The organism is Streptomyces sp. 2P-4 (genome assembly GCF_030167965.1).
Lineage (GTDB): Bacteria > Actinomycetota > Actinomycetes > Streptomycetales > Streptomycetaceae > Streptomyces > Streptomyces globosus_A.
The window spans coordinates 1,912,466-1,928,728 of sequence record NZ_CP095011.1; the positions used below are offsets into that span (position 1 = coordinate 1,912,466).

At 73.7% G+C, this 16,263-nt stretch carries 16 protein-coding genes; 7 read left to right on the plus strand and 9 right to left on the minus strand.

Annotation, left to right across the window (positions count from 1 at the left end; translation table 11 throughout):
- The first annotated feature begins 8 nt into the window (after window positions 1-8).
- The gene (locus tag MUK52_RS07925) at window positions 9-2,225 is read left to right on the plus strand and encodes an endo-beta-N-acetylglucosaminidase (RefSeq protein WP_284575309.1); all 2,217 of its coding nucleotides are present in this window, start codon (window positions 9-11) and stop codon (window positions 2,223-2,225) included.
- A gap of 38 nt (window positions 2,226-2,263) precedes the next feature.
- Here the strand turns inward: MUK52_RS07925 and MUK52_RS07930 are convergent, their stop codons facing one another.
- Complete coding sequence (locus MUK52_RS07930; RefSeq protein ID WP_114054485.1) at window positions 2,264-3,676, minus strand: sensor histidine kinase; 1,413 nt, start codon at window positions 3,674-3,676, stop codon at window positions 2,264-2,266.
- Window positions 3,677-3,688: 12 nt separating this feature from the next.
- Entirely contained in the window at window positions 3,689-4,399 is a 711-nt protein-coding gene (locus MUK52_RS07935; RefSeq protein WP_114054484.1) for a response regulator transcription factor, read from the minus strand.
- A 277-nt stretch (window positions 4,400-4,676) separates the two neighbouring features.
- On the opposite strand from MUK52_RS07935, the gene MUK52_RS07940 reads away from it, so the two are divergent.
- The 5 genes from MUK52_RS07940 (at window position 4,677) to MUK52_RS07960 (ending at window position 9,814) form a co-directional block, all read left to right on the plus strand.
- Window positions 4,677-5,462, plus strand: a complete 786-nt coding sequence (locus MUK52_RS07940) for an amino acid ABC transporter ATP-binding protein (RefSeq protein ID WP_114054483.1) — start codon at window positions 4,677-4,679, stop codon at window positions 5,460-5,462.
- Window positions 5,463-5,551: 89 nt separating this feature from the next.
- Complete coding sequence (locus MUK52_RS07945; protein WP_284575312.1) at window positions 5,552-6,400, plus strand: glutamate ABC transporter substrate-binding protein; 849 nt, start codon at window positions 5,552-5,554, stop codon at window positions 6,398-6,400.
- 83 nt (window positions 6,401-6,483) lie between these two features.
- Window positions 6,484-7,158 carry an amino acid ABC transporter permease gene (locus MUK52_RS07950; protein ID WP_284575314.1) on the plus strand — a complete coding sequence of 225 codons (675 nt, stop codon included), beginning with the start codon at window positions 6,484-6,486 and terminating at the stop codon, window positions 7,156-7,158.
- Entirely contained in the window at window positions 7,155-8,048 is an 894-nt protein-coding gene (locus tag MUK52_RS07955; RefSeq protein ID WP_284575316.1) for an amino acid ABC transporter permease, read from the plus strand. Before MUK52_RS07950 ends, MUK52_RS07955 begins: the two co-directional genes overlap by 4 nt.
- Before the next feature lie 191 nt (window positions 8,049-8,239).
- Complete coding sequence (locus MUK52_RS07960; protein WP_114054479.1) at window positions 8,240-9,814, plus strand: FAD-dependent monooxygenase; 1,575 nt, start codon at window positions 8,240-8,242, stop codon at window positions 9,812-9,814.
- Window positions 9,815-9,954: 140 nt separating this feature from the next.
- Here the strand turns inward: MUK52_RS07960 and recX are convergent, their stop codons facing one another.
- Both recX and recA read right to left on the minus strand, forming a co-directional pair.
- Window positions 9,955-10,539 (minus strand): recombination regulator RecX, encoded by a 585-nt coding sequence (gene recX / locus MUK52_RS07965; RefSeq protein WP_114054478.1) that lies wholly within the window; start codon window positions 10,537-10,539, stop codon window positions 9,955-9,957.
- A 4-nt stretch (window positions 10,540-10,543) separates the two neighbouring features.
- Window positions 10,544-11,668, minus strand: coding sequence for a recombinase RecA (gene recA, locus MUK52_RS07970; RefSeq protein WP_284575319.1), 1,125 nt, complete (start codon window positions 11,666-11,668; stop codon window positions 10,544-10,546).
- A 247-nt stretch (window positions 11,669-11,915) separates the two neighbouring features.
- On the opposite strand from recA, the gene MUK52_RS07975 reads away from it, so the two are divergent.
- Window positions 11,916-12,671: a Clp protease N-terminal domain-containing protein gene (locus tag MUK52_RS07975; RefSeq protein WP_114054476.1), complete on the plus strand. Its 756-nt coding sequence runs from the start codon at window positions 11,916-11,918 to the stop codon at window positions 12,669-12,671.
- Here MUK52_RS07975 and MUK52_RS07980 read toward each other — a convergent pair.
- From MUK52_RS07980 to MUK52_RS08000, 5 genes are all read right to left on the minus strand, one after another.
- Window positions 12,625-13,719 (minus strand): AI-2E family transporter, encoded by a 1,095-nt coding sequence (locus MUK52_RS07980; protein ID WP_284581676.1) that lies wholly within the window; start codon window positions 13,717-13,719, stop codon window positions 12,625-12,627. The two genes, MUK52_RS07975 and MUK52_RS07980, sit on opposite strands and share 47 nt — an antisense overlap.
- A 222-nt stretch (window positions 13,720-13,941) precedes the next feature.
- Window positions 13,942-14,136 (minus strand): DUF3046 domain-containing protein, encoded by a 195-nt coding sequence (locus MUK52_RS07985; RefSeq protein ID WP_125542710.1) that lies wholly within the window; start codon window positions 14,134-14,136, stop codon window positions 13,942-13,944.
- A 31-nt stretch (window positions 14,137-14,167) separates the two neighbouring features.
- A complete protein-coding gene (locus MUK52_RS07990) occupies window positions 14,168-14,476 on the minus strand; it encodes an AzlD domain-containing protein (protein ID WP_114054474.1) in 309 nt (102 codons plus the stop codon).
- Window positions 14,473-15,231, minus strand: a complete 759-nt coding sequence (locus tag MUK52_RS07995; protein WP_502963549.1) for an AzlC family ABC transporter permease — start codon at window positions 15,229-15,231, stop codon at window positions 14,473-14,475. The genes MUK52_RS07990 and MUK52_RS07995 overlap by 4 nt, the downstream gene beginning before the upstream one ends.
- A gap of 88 nt (window positions 15,232-15,319) precedes the next feature.
- The gene (locus MUK52_RS08000) at window positions 15,320-16,150 is read right to left on the minus strand and encodes an AraC family transcriptional regulator (protein WP_114054472.1); all 831 of its coding nucleotides are present in this window, start codon (window positions 16,148-16,150) and stop codon (window positions 15,320-15,322) included.
- Window positions 16,151-16,263: the final 113 nt, after the last annotated feature.

Genomic DNA, 16,263 nt, shown 5'->3' on the forward strand with positions numbered 1-16,263 from the left:
GAGCCCGCATGTCCGAGGCCGACGACAGCGCCCACCCTCGTACGCCCTCCCCCCGGCCCCCGCTCCCCTCCCCGGCCGCCTCCGCCGCGGGCCCGCGCCCCACCCGGCGCTGGCTGGTCGCCGCCGGCGCCGGGGCGGGGGCCGCCGCCCTGCTCGGCGCCACGGGCCGGGCGCACGCAGGGCCCGCAGCGCCCGCAGCAGCCTCGGCGCACGCGGCCGCCGCGCCGCCGCCGGCCGCCGCCGCCGCACCGGGCGGCCCGGGCGGCCTCGCCCCGTACGCCTCCTACTGGTTCCCGGACTCCCTGCCCCCGGGCTCCCCCGGCCCCGGCATCGTGTGGCGCTCGCTGAAGGAGTGGGCCCCCGAGTCCGATCCGGACCTCGCGTACAACACCGCCTCCGTGCCGCTCGCGGAGCGCTTCACCCCGGTGCCCGTCCGCCCCGGCGCCCGCGCCGGGCAGGCCCGGATCGCCGCGCTCGTCTCCTTCGGGCCCACCGCCGGCAACCCCGCCCAGGGCTCCCCGACCTCCGACGCCTACGCCCTGACGCACTGGGCGTACATCGACGAGCTGGTGTTCTGGGGCGGCTCCGCCGGCGAGGGCCTCGTTCTCGCCCCCCAAGCGCCCGTCGTGGACGCCGCGCACCGCAACGGCGTCCGCGTCCTCGGGAGCGTCTTCCTCCCGCCCGTCGCGTACGGCGGCGACCTGCAGTGGACGCGGGACCTGGTGCAGCAGGACGCCTCCGGCCGCTTCCCGCTCGCGCAGAAGCTGGCCGAGGTGGCCGCCGCGTACGGCTTCGACGGCTGGTTCGTCAACGCCGAGACCGACGGCGGTGACAGCCTGCTCGCCGGCCGGATGCGGGGCTTCCTGCGCGCCCTGCGCGCGGCCGGCGCACCGCACGGGCTGCGGACCACCTGGTACGACGCGATGAACGACACCGGGCGGGTGGGCTGGCAGGGCGCGCTGAACCACCTGAACCGGGAGTTCTTCGAGGACCGTGCGGGGCCCGTCTCGGACGGCTTCTTCGTCGACTTCCGCTGGAGCCGCCGGAGCCTCGCCGACTCGGGCGCGCTCGCGGAGCGGCTCGGCCGCAGCCGCCACGAGCTGTGGGCGGCGGTCGACACGGAGGCCCGGGGCTGGGACGCGCCGGTCGACTGGGACGCGATCGTGCCGCGCGACCGCGACCACGTGGCGGGCATCGGCTTCTACCGGCCGGAGTGGACGCGCAACCACCTCGCGGACCGCTCCCCCGGCGCCTTCCACCGGGCCGACGACCGGTTCTGGACAGGCGAGTCCGCGGACCCCGCCCGCCCGGCGCCCGAGCGCGGCTGGCGGGCGCCCGCCACGGTCGTCGCGGACCGCTCGACCGTCGGTGCGCTGCCGTTCGCCTGCTCCTTCAACACCGGCCACGGCGAGCGCTGGTACGAGGCGGGGCGGGCCGTGTCCGACACGCCGTGGAACCACCTGGGGCTCCAGGACCGGCTGCCGGGCCGCCGCTGGGTCGTGGACACCGCCGGGCCGCGCCCGGAGGCGGCCTTGGACTTCGCCGCGGCCTGGCGCGGCGGCTCCAGCCTCCTCGTGGCGGGCCCGCTCACCGCACCCGCGGCCGTCGGGCTGCACGGCACGCGCTTCGCGCTGCCGGCGGCGGGCGTGCTGGAGCTGGTGCACCGCGCGGAGCCCGGTTCGGCGCCGGTGTCCGTCGAGGTCGGTGTCGCGGTGCGCGAGCCGCATGCCCCGGGCGGGCCGGTCCCGTACTCCTGGTTCGCGGCGGGCGGGGCACGGCCGGGGGCCGGGTGGCGCACGGCGCGGGTCGGGCTGTCGCGCCTGGCGGGCCGGACCGCGTACGGGCTGGCCGTACGGATCACGGCACTCGGCCGCACGGCGGTGGCGTGGCGGGTCGGCGCGGTGTCGGTACGCGACGACACCCCGCACCGGCGCCCGGGTGCCCCGCACACCCTGCGCGTGGACGCCGCGGCCCGGCGGGACGGCGCGGCCGAGGTGCGCCTGTCGTGGCGGCGGGCCGCCGGACCCGTCCGCCACTACGAGCTGCACCGGCTGCTCCCGGGCGGCGGCCGCAGGTTCCTCGGCGGCACGTGCGGCACCGCCCTGTACCTGCCGGAGGTCGTCCGCGCGGGGCGGGAGCGGGCGGCGGCCTTCGAGGTGCGGGCCGTGGACGAGCTGTACGCGGCATCCGCCCCGGCGCGCACGGCGCTCGCGTGGACCGGCTGACCGGGCCGCCCCGGCCGGCGAGGGGGCACCGGCCGGGGTCAGCCGCCGTGCGGGGCGCTGCGCGGCACGGCGACGGTCACGCGGAGCCCGTGCGGCCGGTTCGTCTCGTACGAGAGGGAGCCGCCGCCCGAGGTGAGCAGCGCCCGGGAGATCGACAGGCCGAGCCCGGAGCCCTTGATGTTCTGGTGGCGGCCGCTGCGCCAGAACCGGTCGCCGATGCGGAGCAGCTCCTCCTCGGTCAGTCCGGGCCCCCGGTCGGCGACGACGACGTGGACGAACGCCCCGTCCGCGGCGACGGAGACTTCCACCTCCTCGCCGGCGGGGGTGAACTTCAGGGCGTTGTCGATGACCGCGTCGAGGGCGCTGGACAGGGCGATGGGGTCGGCCCATCCGGTGACGGCGGAGCGCCCCGCCTCCCGGAGGCGTACGCCCTTCTCCTCGGCGTAGGGCCGCCAGGCGGCGACCCGCTCGCCGGTGAGCGCCCCGATGTCGGTGAGGGTGAGTTCGGCGGAGGCGTGCTCGGCGAGGGCCAGGTCCAGCAGGTCGTCCAGCACCTGGGCCAGGCGCTTGCCCTCGGCGCGCACGGACGCGATCTCCTCGTTGCCCTCGGGCAGTTCGAGGGCGAGCAGTTCGATCCGCAGGAGCAGCGCCGCGAGCGGGTTGCGCAGCTGGTGGGAGGCGTCGGCGACGAACGCCCGCTGCTGTTCCAGGACCTCCTCGACGTTGTCGGCCATCTCGTTGAACGAGCGGGCGAGGCGCCGGAGTTCCGGCGGGCCGCCCGAGGCCGCGACGCGCGAGTTCATCCGGCCGGTGGCGATGCCGTGGGCTGCCGCGTCGAGGGTGCGGACGGGCTTGAGCACCCAGCGGGTCAGCTGGAGCGCCGCGCCGAACGCGAGGAGCATCGCCGCGGCGAGCCCCGCGATGATGATCAGCCATCCGCTGAGGGTGCGGGCCCGCATCTGGTCGGTCGGCGACTCGGTGACCACGACCGCGACGACGTCGCCGTCGAGGACGACCGGCGAGGCGACGAGGAGTTTCGCCTGCGTCTGCCAGGGCCACACCTGCGGTGGGTCGTGGCTGCGCCGCCCGGCGAGGGCCTCCTTGAAGGCGTCCCGGCCCTCGCCCTTCTCCGGCAGCTGCCACCAGCCGGGCGCCCGGACCATCGCGTTGTCGTCGCGGTAGAAGATCCCCACCCGGATGCCGTACAGCTCCTGGTAGCGGGCCAGTTCCCGCTGGAGGGTCTCGCGGCGGTCGGCGGCGCCCGTGCTGCCGGAGGCCTCGGCGTCGAAGACGAACTGGGCGAGCGCGGAGAAGCGGGCGCTGTCGTCGATCCGGTCGACGATGACCCGCTGCTGCTGGCCGGCGGCCAGGCTCACGGCCAGCGGGAAGCCGAGGGCGAGCAGGACGCCCGCCATCAGGACGACGAGCAGCGGGAGGAGCCGGGCGCGCACGCCGGGGCCCGCCTAGGGGGCGGCCGGGGGGACGAGCCGGTAGCCCACCCCGCGGACGGTCTCGATCAGGGCGGGCATGCGCAGCTTGGAGCGCAGCGACGCCACGTGCACCTCCAGGGTGCGTCCCGTCCCCTCCCAGCTCGTGCGCCACACCTCGCTGATGATCTGCTCGCGGCGGAAGACGACGCCGGGCCGCTGCGCGAGCAGGGCCAGCAGGTCGAACTCCTTGCGGGTGAGCGGCACGTCGGTGCCGTCGACGCTGACGCGCCGGGTCGGCAGCTCGATGCTGACGGGCCCGACGCGGACGGCGCCCGGGGCGCCCGCCGCGGCCGGGGAGGCGGCAGCCTCCTCCGAGACGCCGGTGCGCCGGGCGACGGCGTGGATGCGGGCGAGCAGCTCGCCGGTGTCGTAGGGCTTGACGACGTAGTCGTCGGCGCCCATGTTGAGGCCGTGGATGCGGGAGCGCACGTCGGAGCGGGCGGTGACCATGATGACGGGCGTCGAGGTGCGCTTGCGGATCTTGCCGCAGACCTCGTACCCGTCCTGGTCGGGCAGGCCGAGGTCGAGGAGCACCACGCCGAAGGGCGGCGCCCCGGCGGGCAGCAGGGCCTGGAGGGCCTCCTCGCCGTTGCGGGCGTGCGTCACCTGGAAGCCGTGCCGCGCGAGGATCGCGGACAGGGCGGCGGCGACGTGGTCGTCGTCCTCCACGAGCAGCAGCCTCACGGGCGTCCCCCTTTCCTGGCGTCCTGTCGATCTTGGTCTGCGGTCAGGGCCACAGAGCATCCACGCTGATGAGCGCCCCCGCGTCAAGGGGGTTCCGGTCCCGTGCGCCTTCCGTTATGCACCCGGTACGGGCTCGGAGCGGAGGGCGTTGCAGCGCGCACGGAGCGTATCGGGGCGAGGCCGTATCGTTATCCTCAATTCTCCCTCAGATGTGGTGACGGTGTGAGGACGGCGTCACTACTGTCCTCCCAACCGAGGAGGACGGAGCAAGAAGCCGATGAGCGGAGTATCAGTGACCAAGGACGCGAAGGGTGCGGCCGAGGCCGCTGACGACCTGGTCGTACTGAGCAACGTCAACAAGCACTTCGGCGCGCTGCACGTGCTTCAGGACGTCAATCTCAGCATTGCCCGCGGTGAGGTCGTCGTGGTGATCGGTCCTTCGGGATCGGGCAAGTCGACGCTGTGCCGGACGATCAACCGGCTGGAGACGGTCGACTCCGGCACGATCACGATCGACGGCAAGGAACTGCCCTCGGAGGGGCGGGAGCTGGCCCGGCTGCGTGCCGACGTCGGCATGGTCTTCCAGTCCTTCAACCTCTTCGCACACAAGACGGTGCTGCAGAACGTGATGCTGGGCCAGATGAAGGTCCGCAAGACGGACCAGGCCACGGCGGCGAAGAAGGCCCAGGCCCTGCTCGACCGGGTGGGCGTCGGAACACAGGCCGACAAGTACCCGGCGCAGCTCTCGGGCGGCCAGCAGCAGCGCGTGGCGATCGCCCGCGCGCTGGCCATGGACCCGAAGGTGATCCTCTTCGACGAGCCGACCTCGGCCCTCGACCCGGAGATGATCAACGAGGTGCTGGAGGTCATGCAGCAGCTCGCCGCCGAGGGCATGACGATGGTCGTCGTCACGCACGAGATGGGCTTCGCCCGCTCCGCGGCCAACCGCGTCGTCTTCATGGCCGACGGAAAGATCGTCGAAGAGGCCCAGCCCGAGCAGTTCTTCAGCAACCCGCGCAGTGACCGCGCCAAGGACTTCCTTTCGAAGATCCTGCACCACTGACGGCTCCGTTTGGTACTGATCCCGTGGCGGCCCGGCGGCTCACGCCGCCGCTCGCCGTCCAACAACGTCTCATCCGAGGGAAGTTCACCATGAAGCTCTTCAAGGCCGGCGCGGCCGCAGCCGTGGCCGTCGTCCTCTCCCTGACCGCGACCGCCTGCGGCGGCGGCAGCGGCTCGGCCGGCGACGGCGGGACCGCCGGCGGCGGCAAGGACAAGATCGTCATCGGTATCAAGTTCGACCAGCCGGGCCTGGGCCTGAAGACGCCCGACGGCAAGTTCACGGGCTTCGACGTCGACGTCGCCACGTACGTGGCGAAGGAGCTCGGCTACCAGCCCGACCAGATCGAGTTCAAGCAGGCCGTCAGCGCCGAGCGCGAGAACCTGATCGCGAACGGCGACGTCAAGCTCGTGGTCGCCACCTACACGATCAACGACAAGCGCAAGGCGAAGGTCGACTTCGCGGGCCCGTACTTCCTGGCCCACCAGGACCTGCTCGTCCGCGCGGACGAGACCTCGATCACCAAGGCCGAGGACCTCAACAAGAAGAAGCTCTGCTCGGTCACCGGCTCCACGTCGGCGCAGAACGTCAAGAACAAGCTGGCGCCCGACGCGGACCTGCAGCAGCTCGGCGGCTACTCCGAGTGCCTCACCGGCCTCGAGAACGGCTCCATCGACGCCCTGACCACCGACAACTCGATCCTCGCCGGCTTTGCCGCGCAGGAGAAGAACAAGGGCAAGTTCAAGCTGGTCGGCCTGAAGATGAGCGACGAGCCCTACGGCATCGGTCTGAAGAAGGGTGACAAGGACCTGCAGACCAAGGTCAACGCCGCGCTCAAGAAGATGGTCGAGGACGGTTCCTGGCAGAAGGCGGTGGACGCGAACCTCGGTCCCGCCGGCTACAAGGCGGAGCCGGCCCCGCAGATCACCGAAGGCAGCTGATTCTTCGGTGGGACGCGCCGCCGCCCGCCCGACGCGGGCGGCGGCGCGTCCCACCGGCCATCCTGGGGAGAGCGCAGGGCAACGTGTTCGACTTTCTTACTTCCGGGCAATACGACGTGCTCGGAGCCTTCTGGGTGACGGTTCAGCTCACCCTCTACTCAGCCATCGGCTCCCTCATCTGGGGGACGATGCTGGCCGGAATGCGGGTCAGCCCGGTCCCGATCATGCGGTCCTTCGGCACCGCATACGTCAACGCCGTGCGCAACACGCCGCTGACCCTGCTGATCATCGGGTGCTCGCTGGGCCTCAACCAGACCCTGAAGATCACGCTCGGCGGTGAGAACTTCAAGGAGATCGGCTTCCGCCTGGCGGTCCTGGGCCTGATCGCCTATACCGGCACGTTCGTCTGCGAGGCGCTGCGCTCCGGCATCAACACGGTGCCCGTCGGGCAGGCAGAGGCCGCCCGCGCGCTGGGCCTGAGCTTCTTCCAGGTGCTCACCCTGATCGTGCTCCCCCAGGCTTTCCGGGCGGTCATCGCGCCGCTCACCAACGTACTGATCGCCCTCACCAAGAACACCACGGTGGCGGCGACCATCGGTGTGGCCGAAGCGGCCCTGCTGATGAAGGAAATGCTGGAGAACGAGGCGGACGCACTCTTCGCAGTCTTCGCGGTCTTCGCCCTCGGCTTCGTCCTGCTGACCCTGCCCACAGGCCTGCTGCTGGGCTGGGTGGCCAAGCGAGTGGCGGTGAAGCGATGAGCTCCGTTCTGTACGACACCCCCGGCCCCAAGGCCAAGATCCGCAACTGGATCTACACCGGCGTCTTCCTGGCGCTTCTCGGGCTCGTTCTGTGGTGGGTCCTGTCTCTCATGGCCGAGCAGAACCAGCTCGACGCCGACAAGTGGACCCCCTTCGTCACCGACAGCCAGATCTGGACGACCTTCCTCCTCCCCGGCCTCGTCGAGACGTTGAAGGCCGGCCTGATCGCCATGGTGATAGCCCTGCCGCTCGGTGCGCTGCTGGGCATCGGCCGACTCTCCGACCACGCGTGGGTGCGCGTCCCGGTCAGCACGGTCGTGGAGTTCTTCCGGGCCATCCCGGTCCTGATGCTGATGATCTTCAGCTCGGCGCTGTACGTGCTGCTCGGCACCGTCAGCTCCGACCTGCGCCCGCTGTACGCGGTGGTCACCGGCCTCGTCCTGTACAACGCCTCGGTCATCGCCGAGATCGTCCGGGCCGGCATCCTGTCGCTGCCGCGCGGCCAGACCGACGCCGCCAAGGCGATCGGCATGCGCAAGGGCCAGATGATGGTCTACGTCCTGGTCCCGCAGGCCGTCACGGCGATGCTGCCGGCACTGGTCAGCCAGCTCGTCGTGATCCTGAAGGACACCGCGCTCGGCGGCGCAGTCCTCGGCTTCGCGGACCTGATGTCGATGAACCGGCAGATCTCCGCCAACTACAGCAACACCATCGCGACGATGGTCGTGATCGCCCTGATCTACATCGCGGTGAACTTCGCGCTCACCGGTCTCGCCTCGTTCCTCGAACGCCGGCTGCGGCAGTCGAAGAAGGGCACGGGCGCGGTCGTCGAGGGCGATGTGGCCGAGGTCGACGCGGGCGGCGCGGCCGGCGTGGGCAAGGCCCCCTGACCCGGGAGGGACGGCGCCGGCCCGGCGCCGGTTCCCTGACACCCGGTCAATGAACAGGCGTGGCACATGTGGTGCGGCGGATCCCATCCGCCGCACCACGCGCATGCCCGGGGAGGGTGTCACTTGACGCAGGCACCTCCAGTGGGTTGCATACGTTCTGTGATCACATACCGGACATCGGGAGCCGCCTCGTGGACCCGGTGATCGTCGTCGGTGCGGGGCCGGTCGGGCTGGCCCTGTCCCTCGCCCTGGCCGGCCAGGGCGTGCCGTCCGTCGTACTCGACGAGGGGCCCGGCAAGGACCTCCCCCGGCCTGCCCGGACGGTCGTCCTCCATTCCGACACCGCCGCCATGGTGCACCGCCTGGGCTGTGCGCCCCTGCGCGACGAAGGCGCGTCGTACGCGGCCTGGCGCACGCGGCGGCGCGGCCGCGACACCGGCCGGATCACCTTCGACGACGAGCCGGCTCCGCTGCATGTGCCCCAGCACGCCCTCACCCGGGGGCTGCGCGGCGCCGCCGCGGTCCACCCGCTGGTCAACCTGGTCACCGACAGCAGGCTCGACGCCCTGGAGCAGGACGACCGCGGCGTCACCGCCCACACTCGCGGCGCGGAGACGACCTGGTGGCGGGGCAGCCACCTCGTCGGCTGCGACGGGGCGCGATCGACCGTCCGCAAACTTCTCGGCATCCGCTTCCCGGGCCGCACCGCCGTCGAGCGGCATGCGGTGGCCGCGCTGCGCACCGAGCTGCCCTGGCCGGGCGAGGCGCTCCTGCACCGCGACCCGCCGCACGAGACCACCGCCCGGCCGCTGCCCGACGGGGTGTGGCGGCTCGACTGGCTGCTGCCGGCCCGCGGGGAACTCGTCACGCCGGATGCGCTGGTGACGCTGATCCGGGACACGATGGCCTCCTGGTGCGAGGGCACCACTCCCCCGTACGACCTCCTCGACACCGGGGTGCACACGCTGCACCACCGGCTGGCCATCCGCTGGCGGGAACGCCGCGCCTTCCTCGCCGGGGACGCCGCGCACCTCCTGGGCGCCCTCGGCACCCAGGGCGTCGAGGAGGGGCTCCGGGACGCCGAGAACCTCGCCTGGAAGCTGGCGCTGGCCTGGCACCACGGCGCCTCGGAGTCGCTGCTGGACAGCTACGAGGACGAGCGGCGCACCGCGGTCGCCGCCCGGCTGCGGGCCGCCGACCAGGCCGTACCCGCGCTCCGCGGGGGCGGCGGGCTGCGGACCCTGCTGCCGGGTTCCGGCCGCAGCGGCGAAGCCCTCCTCACCGACGGCCACCTGGGCCGCGGCCCGCTCGGCGCGCTGCCCGCCTATGCGCCGCCGGTGGCGGTGCGCGAGGTGCCCACGGCCACCGATCCGGGCGGCCCCGTCGCGAACGTCCCCGTGTCGGCCCCCGACGGCTCGACCGTCCCGCTGCGCGACATGCTCGGCCGGGGCCGGCTGCTGGTGGTGCTGGTCGCCCCGGGCACCGGGGTATGGGACCGGCGGCACTGGCTCGGCGCCGGGCTGATGCCCCGGCTCGCCGCGGCGGTGAGCGCCCTGCCGGTGCGGGCGGACCTGCTCGTCGCCGACGGCTACCCGGGCGCCCCGGCCCACACCGTGCTGCTGGTCCGGCCCGACGGGCACCTCGCCGCGACGTTCGCGGGCGTACGGCCGGCCGAGCTGTACGAGGCGGCGGACGCCGTCCGCATGGGAGCCCCCGCCACGCCGGACCGCACCCCGTCCACCACGCCCTCCGGCGCGGTCGACTGACCGTCCCGCGGCCGCTGTGGCGGAAACGCGGCCGATCCGCACCGGTGCCCTTCCGGAGCGGGCCCGCGGCCCCTACGGGCGGGGCGTGCCTCGTCCGTACGCGGAGTCGGCGGCCCGTGACGGGCGCCCTGGCCTGCGCGTCAGTCCTCCGGATACCCCGCGCCGGGCCCGAGGCCGTCGCCCTCGCCGTCGTCCGCGCCCTCGGCTTCGAGGGCGCGGCGGACCACGCGCAGGGCCATGCCCTCCGGGTAGCCCTTGCGGGCGAGCATCCCGGCCAGGCGCCGGATCCGCTTGTCCCGGTCGAGGCCGCGCGTGGAGCGGAGTCTGCGCTCGACCAGCTCGCGGGCGGTCTGCTCCTCCTGCTCGGAGTCCAGCTGGCCGAGGGCTTCCTGGACGAGGGCGGCGCCGACGCCCTTGGTGCGGAGTTCCTGCGCGAGGGCCCGGCGGGCGAGGCCCCGCCCGCGGTGGCGGGACTCGACCCAGGCGCCGGCGAACGCGGCGTCGTCGATGAGGCCCACTTCCTCGAAGCGGGAGAGGACCTCCTCGGCGGCCTCGTCGGGGATGCCGCGCTTGGCCAGGGCGTCCGCGAGCTGGCGCCGGGTGCGCGGCATCCCGGTGAGCAGGCGCAGGCAGATCGCCCGCGCCTGCTCTTCGGGACTCTGGGGCGGCAGCTCCCGCTCGGCCCTCGTCGTGCCGGAGCCGCCGTCCCCGTCGTGTTCCCGCACCGGGTCAGCTCTTGGCGGCGGCGGCCTTGGCCGTCTTCGCCTTCGACGCGGGGGCGGGAACGTTCTTGGCGTCGCCGTCGGCAGCGGCGGCCGTCACCTCGGCGGTGCCCTCCGCGGCGGGCTGGGCCCCCTTGCGGACGCCCACGCCGAGCTTCTCCTTGATCTTCCGCTCGATCTCGTTGGCGAGGTCGGGGTTGTCCTTCAGGAAGTTGCGGGCGTTCTCCTTGCCCTGGCCGAGCTGGTCTCCCTCGTACGTGTACCAGGCGCCGGCCTTGCGGATGAAGCCGTGCTCCACGCCCATGTCGATCAGACCGCCCTCGCGGCTGATGCCCTGGCCGTAGAGGATGTCGAACTCGGCCTGCTTGAACGGCGGCGCGACCTTGTTCTTGACGACCTTGCAGCGGGTCCGGTTGCCGACCGCCTCGGTGCCGTCCTTGAGGGTCTCGATGCGGCGGATGTCGATGCGCACGGAGGCGTAGAACTTGAGCGCCCGGCCACCGGTGGTGGTCTCGGGGGAGCCGAACATGACGCCGATCTTCTCGCGGAGCTGGTTGATGAAGATCGCGGTGGTCTTGGACTGGTTGAGCGCGCTGGTGATCTTGCGGAGGGCCTGGCTCATCAGGCGGGCCTGGAGGCCCACGTGCGAGTCGCCCATCTCGCCCTCGATCTCCGCACGCGGCACGAGCGCGGCGACGGAGTCGATGACGATGAGGTCGAGGGCGCCCGAGCGGACGAGCATGTCCACGATTTCGAGGGCCTGCTCGCCGGTGTCCGGCTGGGAGAGGATGAGGTTGTCGGTGTCGACGCCGAGGGCGCGGGCGTACTCGGGGTCGAGGGCGTGCTCCGCGTCGACGAAGGCGACGGTGCCGCCGGCCTTCTGCGCGTTGGCCACGGCGTGCAGGGTCAGGGTCGTCTTGCCGGAGGACTCCGGGCCGTAGATCTCGACGACGCGGCCGCGCGGCAGGCCGCCGACGCCGAGGGCGATGTCCAGAGCGGTCGACCCGGTCGGGATGACCTCGATGGGCTCGTTCGGCCGGTCGCCCAGGCGCATGACCGCACCCTTGCCGAATTGCCGTTCAATCTGGGCGAGAGCGGCGTCGAGAGCCTTCTCGCGGTCGGTGCCTGCCATGGGTTCCACCCGGTTTGCTTGAGTCGATCGCTTCACGTCATTGACGCTAACGCGTGCCACTGACAATCCGCTCCCACGCCCGTTTCGGCTGTGGATAACCCATCAGAATGGATGTTCGATTTCCCTGTCAAGCCGACCCGGCAGGACCTCCGACGGCCTCCCCCGGGCAGGCGCGACCGCGCCCCGGCCCAGCCGATTGACAACCCGCGGTTGACACTCAATGGACTGTCAACCTAGGGTTGCACTCATGACGAACCCTTCTCAGGAACCCGTTCGCACGACCGTCCCGGTCCGCCTCGACGACCTGATCGAGGTCATCAAGAAGGCCCACACCGACGCCCTCGACCAGCTCAGCAACGCGGTCGTCGCCGCCGAGCACCTGGGCGACGTCGCCGACCACCTCATCGGCCACTTCGTGGACCAGGCCCGCCGCTCCGGCGCCTCCTGGACCGACATCGGCCGCAGCATGGGCGTCACCCGGCAGGCCGCCCAGAAGCGCTTCGTCCCCAAGGCCGACAAGGAAGGCGGGGCCGGCGAGTCCGCCCAGGGCTTCGGCCGCTTCACGCCGCGCGCCCGCAACGTCGTCGTGGCCGCGCAGGAGGCCGCCCGAACCGCCGGCAACACCGAGATCGGCACCGGGCACCTCGTCCTCGGCCTGGTCGCCGACACGGAGGGCCTCGCGATGCTCGCCCTGCGGGCACAGGGCGTCGCGCCGGACGCCGTGCGCTCCGCGGCCCGCGCCGCGCTGCCCGCGCCGGCCGAGGGCGCCCTGCCGGAGCTGATCCCCTTCGACGCCTCCGCGAAGAAGGCCCTGGAGCTGACGTTCCGCGAGGCCCTGCGCCTCGGCCACGACTACGTCGGCACCGAGCACATCCTGCTGGCCCTGCTCGAACTGGAGCACGGCGAGGGCGTCCTGTGCGGCGCCGGTCTCGACAAGGCCGCCACCGAGGCGGCCGTCAGCGAAGCCCTGGCAGCCGTACTCGGCGGCGCGGACCAGGCGTAGGCGCGCCCGCGTCGGCGCCCGCGGTCAGCTCGTACCGCCTGACGTACGCGCCGAGGAAGGCCTGCAGCGTGGCGACGGCCGGGATCGCGATCAGCGCCCCGACCGCGCCCAGCAGGGCCGTCCCCGCGATCACCGAGCCGAAGGCGACGGCGGGGTGGATGTCCACCGTCCGCGAGGTCAGCTTCGGCTGGAGGACGTAGTTCTCGAACTGCTGGTACACCACCACGAAGCCGAGGACGTACAGCGTGTACAGCGGATCGACCGGGAAGGCGATCAGCATGGGCAGGGCGCCCGCCAGGTAGGTGCCGATGGTGGGGATGAACTGCGAGACCAGCCCCACCCACACCGCGAGCGCCGGCGCGTAGGGCACCCCCAGGACCGCGAACAGCACGTAGTGGGCGACCCCCGAGACCAGGGCCATCAGCCCGCGCGAGTACAGGTAGCCGCCCGTCTTGGCGACGGCGATCTCCCAGGCGCGCAGCACCTCCGCCTGCTTCGACGGGGGCAGCACGGAGCACAGTGCGCGCCGCAGGCGCGGCCCGTCCGCGGCGAAGTAGAAGGCGAACAGGCCGACCGTCAGGAGCCGGAACAGCCCGCCGAGGACGGTGGCGGACACGTCGAGCACGCCGCTCGCGCTGTCCTGGACGTACTTCTGCAGCCAGTCCGAGTGCAGCAGGCTGTCCTGGATCGCGAGCCGGGACAGCTCGGTGTGGAAGGTCGCGTTGATCGAGCCGATCACCGAGTCGAGGTAGCGGGGGAAGCTCTCCACCATCTCGACGATCTGCCCGGCGAGCATCGAGCCGAGCAGCACGACGAATCCGACGGACACGACGAGCACCGCGAGGAACACCAGGAAGGTGGCGAGCCCCCGGCGCACGCCGCGGGCCGCCATCCGGGACACCGCGGGCTCGATCGCGAGGGCGAGGAAGAACGCGATCAGGATGTTGACGAGCAGCCCGATCAGCTGGTGGAAGGCCCAGCTGCCGAGGCGGTAGCAGGCGATCAGGGCCAGGACGAGGACGACGGCGCGCGGCAGCCAGCGGGGCATCCGCTCGCCGGCGGCCGCCGCGCGGACCGCCGCCGCGGCGGTCGCCGCGGGCGCCGCGGCGGGGCCGGCGGCCGGGCCCGGGGCGGGGTCGCCGCCTCCCGGCCGGGCCTCGTCGTCGCTGCGCGCGGGCGGCGGCCCGGTGCGCTCGGTCGTGTCGTCGGTGGCTGCCACGCCGCCCAGTCTGTCCCACCCGCCTGGCGTACGGGCAAACGGCCGACGGCGTCAGCGCAGCGAATCAGGCACGCCCACGGCGGAGCACACCGCGCGCCAGACGTCCTTGGCCTCCCAGCCCGCCTCCAGCGCCTCGTGGACGGTGCGCCCGCCGAGCTCGGACATGACGTGGTCCCGCGCGAAGGAGTCGGCGTAGCCGGCCCCGAAGTGCTCGGCCATCCGCTCCCAGAAAATCGTCAACCGCATGACCCCAGTATCCCGCCCGGCCGCCGGGGCCCTACCCGCCCAGGGCGCGCACGCCCGCGGTGACGGCGACGGCCGCCCCGACCACGAGCAGGAACGGGGCCCGCAGCAGCAGCGCGATCCCGGCGGCGGCCAGGCCCGCCGCGCGGGCGTCGAGGACGACCTGCTGCCCGGCGCCGAAGGTCTGCTGGGCGGTGAGCGCTGCGAGCAGGGCGACCGGCAGGAGTCCCGCGAGCCGGCGCACCAGGGGCCGCTCCAGCGCCCCGGCGGGCACGAGGAGCCCGGCCAGCTTGACGGCGTAGCAGCCGGCGGCGGTCAGCACGATGGCGAGCCACACGTTCACTTGCGGCGTCCCTTCAGCCAGAGGATCGCGGGGGCGGCGAGCGCGGCGGCGAGCACCGGCAGCCCGGCGGGCAGCACGGGCAGCAGGCCCAGCCCGAGGACGACGGCGAGCACGGCGACGGCGCGCTCGGTGCCGGTCCGCAGCATCGGCGCCAGCAGGGCCAGGAAGACGGCGGGGCCGGCGGCGTCCAGCCCCCAGGCGGCCGTGTCCCCGATCGCCTCGGCGCCGAGCACCCCGAGCAGGGTGGTGAGGTTCCACAGCACGTACAGCGTCAGGCCGGTCACGGTGAACCCGAGGCGCGCCGAGCGGCGGTCGGGCTGGGCCAGCGCGACGGCGGCGGTCTCGTCGATCACCCAGTGCGCGGCGAGCGGGCGCACGGCCCGCGGCAGGGCGAGCAGCTGCGACAGGCGCAGCCCGTAGAAGGCGTTCCGGGTGCCGAGGAAGAAGGCGCCGGCGGCGGCCGTGAACGGGTTGCCGCCCGCGGCGAGCGCCCCGACCAGCGCGAACTGCGAGGCACCGGTGAAGACGAACAGGCTCAGGACGCACGCCTGGAGGGCGCTCACCCCGGATCCGGCGGCGGTCACCCCGAACGCGAAGCCGGACAGGCCGACGGCCACCCCGACCCCGAGGGCGTCGCGCACCACCCGGCCGCGCGGCCGCCCGGCGGGCTCCGCTGCGCCGCCCGCACCCGCCGCCCCGGAAGTGTCCCCGGGGGCGGGCCGGTCCTGTCGTATCACCGTCTGACGTTCTTGCACCCCCCGACGGTACGCACGGCGGGCGGGTCCGGTCTTGTACGTTCTTGCAGGCCCGGCGGGCGGAGGCGCGGGCAGGGGCGCGGCGCGGCTATCCGGCCCGCTCGCGCCGGTAGGCGCCCGGCGGGACCCCGACGATGCGGGTGAAGTGCCTGTTCAGGTGGGGCTGGTCGGTGAAGCCGACGGCGACGGCCGCCTCGGCCGGGGCGGTGCCCGCGTCCAGCAGGCGGCGCGCCCGCCGCACCCGGGCGTCGGTCAGCCAGGTGTGCGGCGGCATCCCGTAGCGCTCGCGGAACGCCCGCAGCAGCGCGAACGGGCTGGTCCCGAGCTCTGCGGCGAGCTGCTCCAGCGACGGCGGGTCGGCCATGCGCTCCAGCAGCACCGCCCGGGCCCGCGCCGCGCCCGCGGCCCCGGCGCTCGCGGCGGGCACGGCCGGCAGCGGGCCCGCGTGCCGGGCCAGCATCCGGGCCACCGCGGTGTGCAGCAGGGTGTCGGCGGCGAGGGCGTTGCCCTCCTCGGCGGCCCGGTGCACCTCCGTGACCGTGTGCGAGGTCTGCGGGTCGGCGACGGTGTCGACGGTGAATCCGGGCGTTCCGCGGAGCCCGGCGATCTCGGCGGCGACGCGGCCGACCAGCTCGCGGGAGGGGTAGAGGGTGGCGTACGTCCAGCCCTCGGGGACGCCGGCACGCGCCGTGTGCGGGACCTCGGGGTTGATCAGGACGATGCTGCCGGGGCCGGCGCGCAGGGTGCCGCCGGGCAGGCCGACCTCCTCGACGCCGCCGGTGACGGCCGCGATGACGTACCCGTCGTGGGCGTGCCGGGGGAAGGAGTGGCTGACGTACCGGGCGCGCAGCAGGTCCAGGCCCGGCAGCTCCGCGTACCGCCAGTGCCGCGCCCACTCCCTGCCGTCCGCTCGCGCCACCCCTCCATTCTGCGCGCCGGCCGCGGCCCGGCCGGCGGCGGGTCCGGTCGGCCGGGCCCGGCGGCTGCGGCGAGTGCGCAGGTCACGGCCCTTGTCGGTGCCGGGGTGCAGGA

What these genes read in the sequence shown, in the direction of transcription:
- recA (WP_284575319.1), bottom strand. Translation starts at nt 11,668, where the DNA reads ATGGCAGGCACCGACCGCGAGAAGGCTCTCGACGCCGCTCTCGCCCAG.
- MUK52_RS07980 (WP_284581676.1), bottom strand. Translation starts at nt 13,719, where the DNA reads ATGCCCCGCTGGCTGCCGCGCGCCGTCGTCCTCGTCCTGGCCCTGATC.
- MUK52_RS07925 (WP_284575309.1), top strand. Translation starts at nt 9, where the DNA reads ATGTCCGAGGCCGACGACAGCGCCCACCCTCGTACGCCCTCCCCCCGG.
- MUK52_RS07945 (WP_284575312.1), top strand. Translation starts at nt 5,552, where the DNA reads ATGAAGCTCTTCAAGGCCGGCGCGGCCGCAGCCGTGGCCGTCGTCCTC.
- MUK52_RS07985 (WP_125542710.1), bottom strand. Translation starts at nt 14,136, where the DNA reads ATGCGGTTGACGATTTTCTGGGAGCGGATGGCCGAGCACTTCGGGGCC.
- MUK52_RS07955 (WP_284575316.1), top strand. Translation starts at nt 7,155, where the DNA reads ATGAGCTCCGTTCTGTACGACACCCCCGGCCCCAAGGCCAAGATCCGC.
- MUK52_RS07940 (WP_114054483.1), top strand. Translation starts at nt 4,677, where the DNA reads ATGAGCGGAGTATCAGTGACCAAGGACGCGAAGGGTGCGGCCGAGGCC.
- MUK52_RS07975 (WP_114054476.1), top strand. Translation starts at nt 11,916, where the DNA reads ATGACGAACCCTTCTCAGGAACCCGTTCGCACGACCGTCCCGGTCCGC.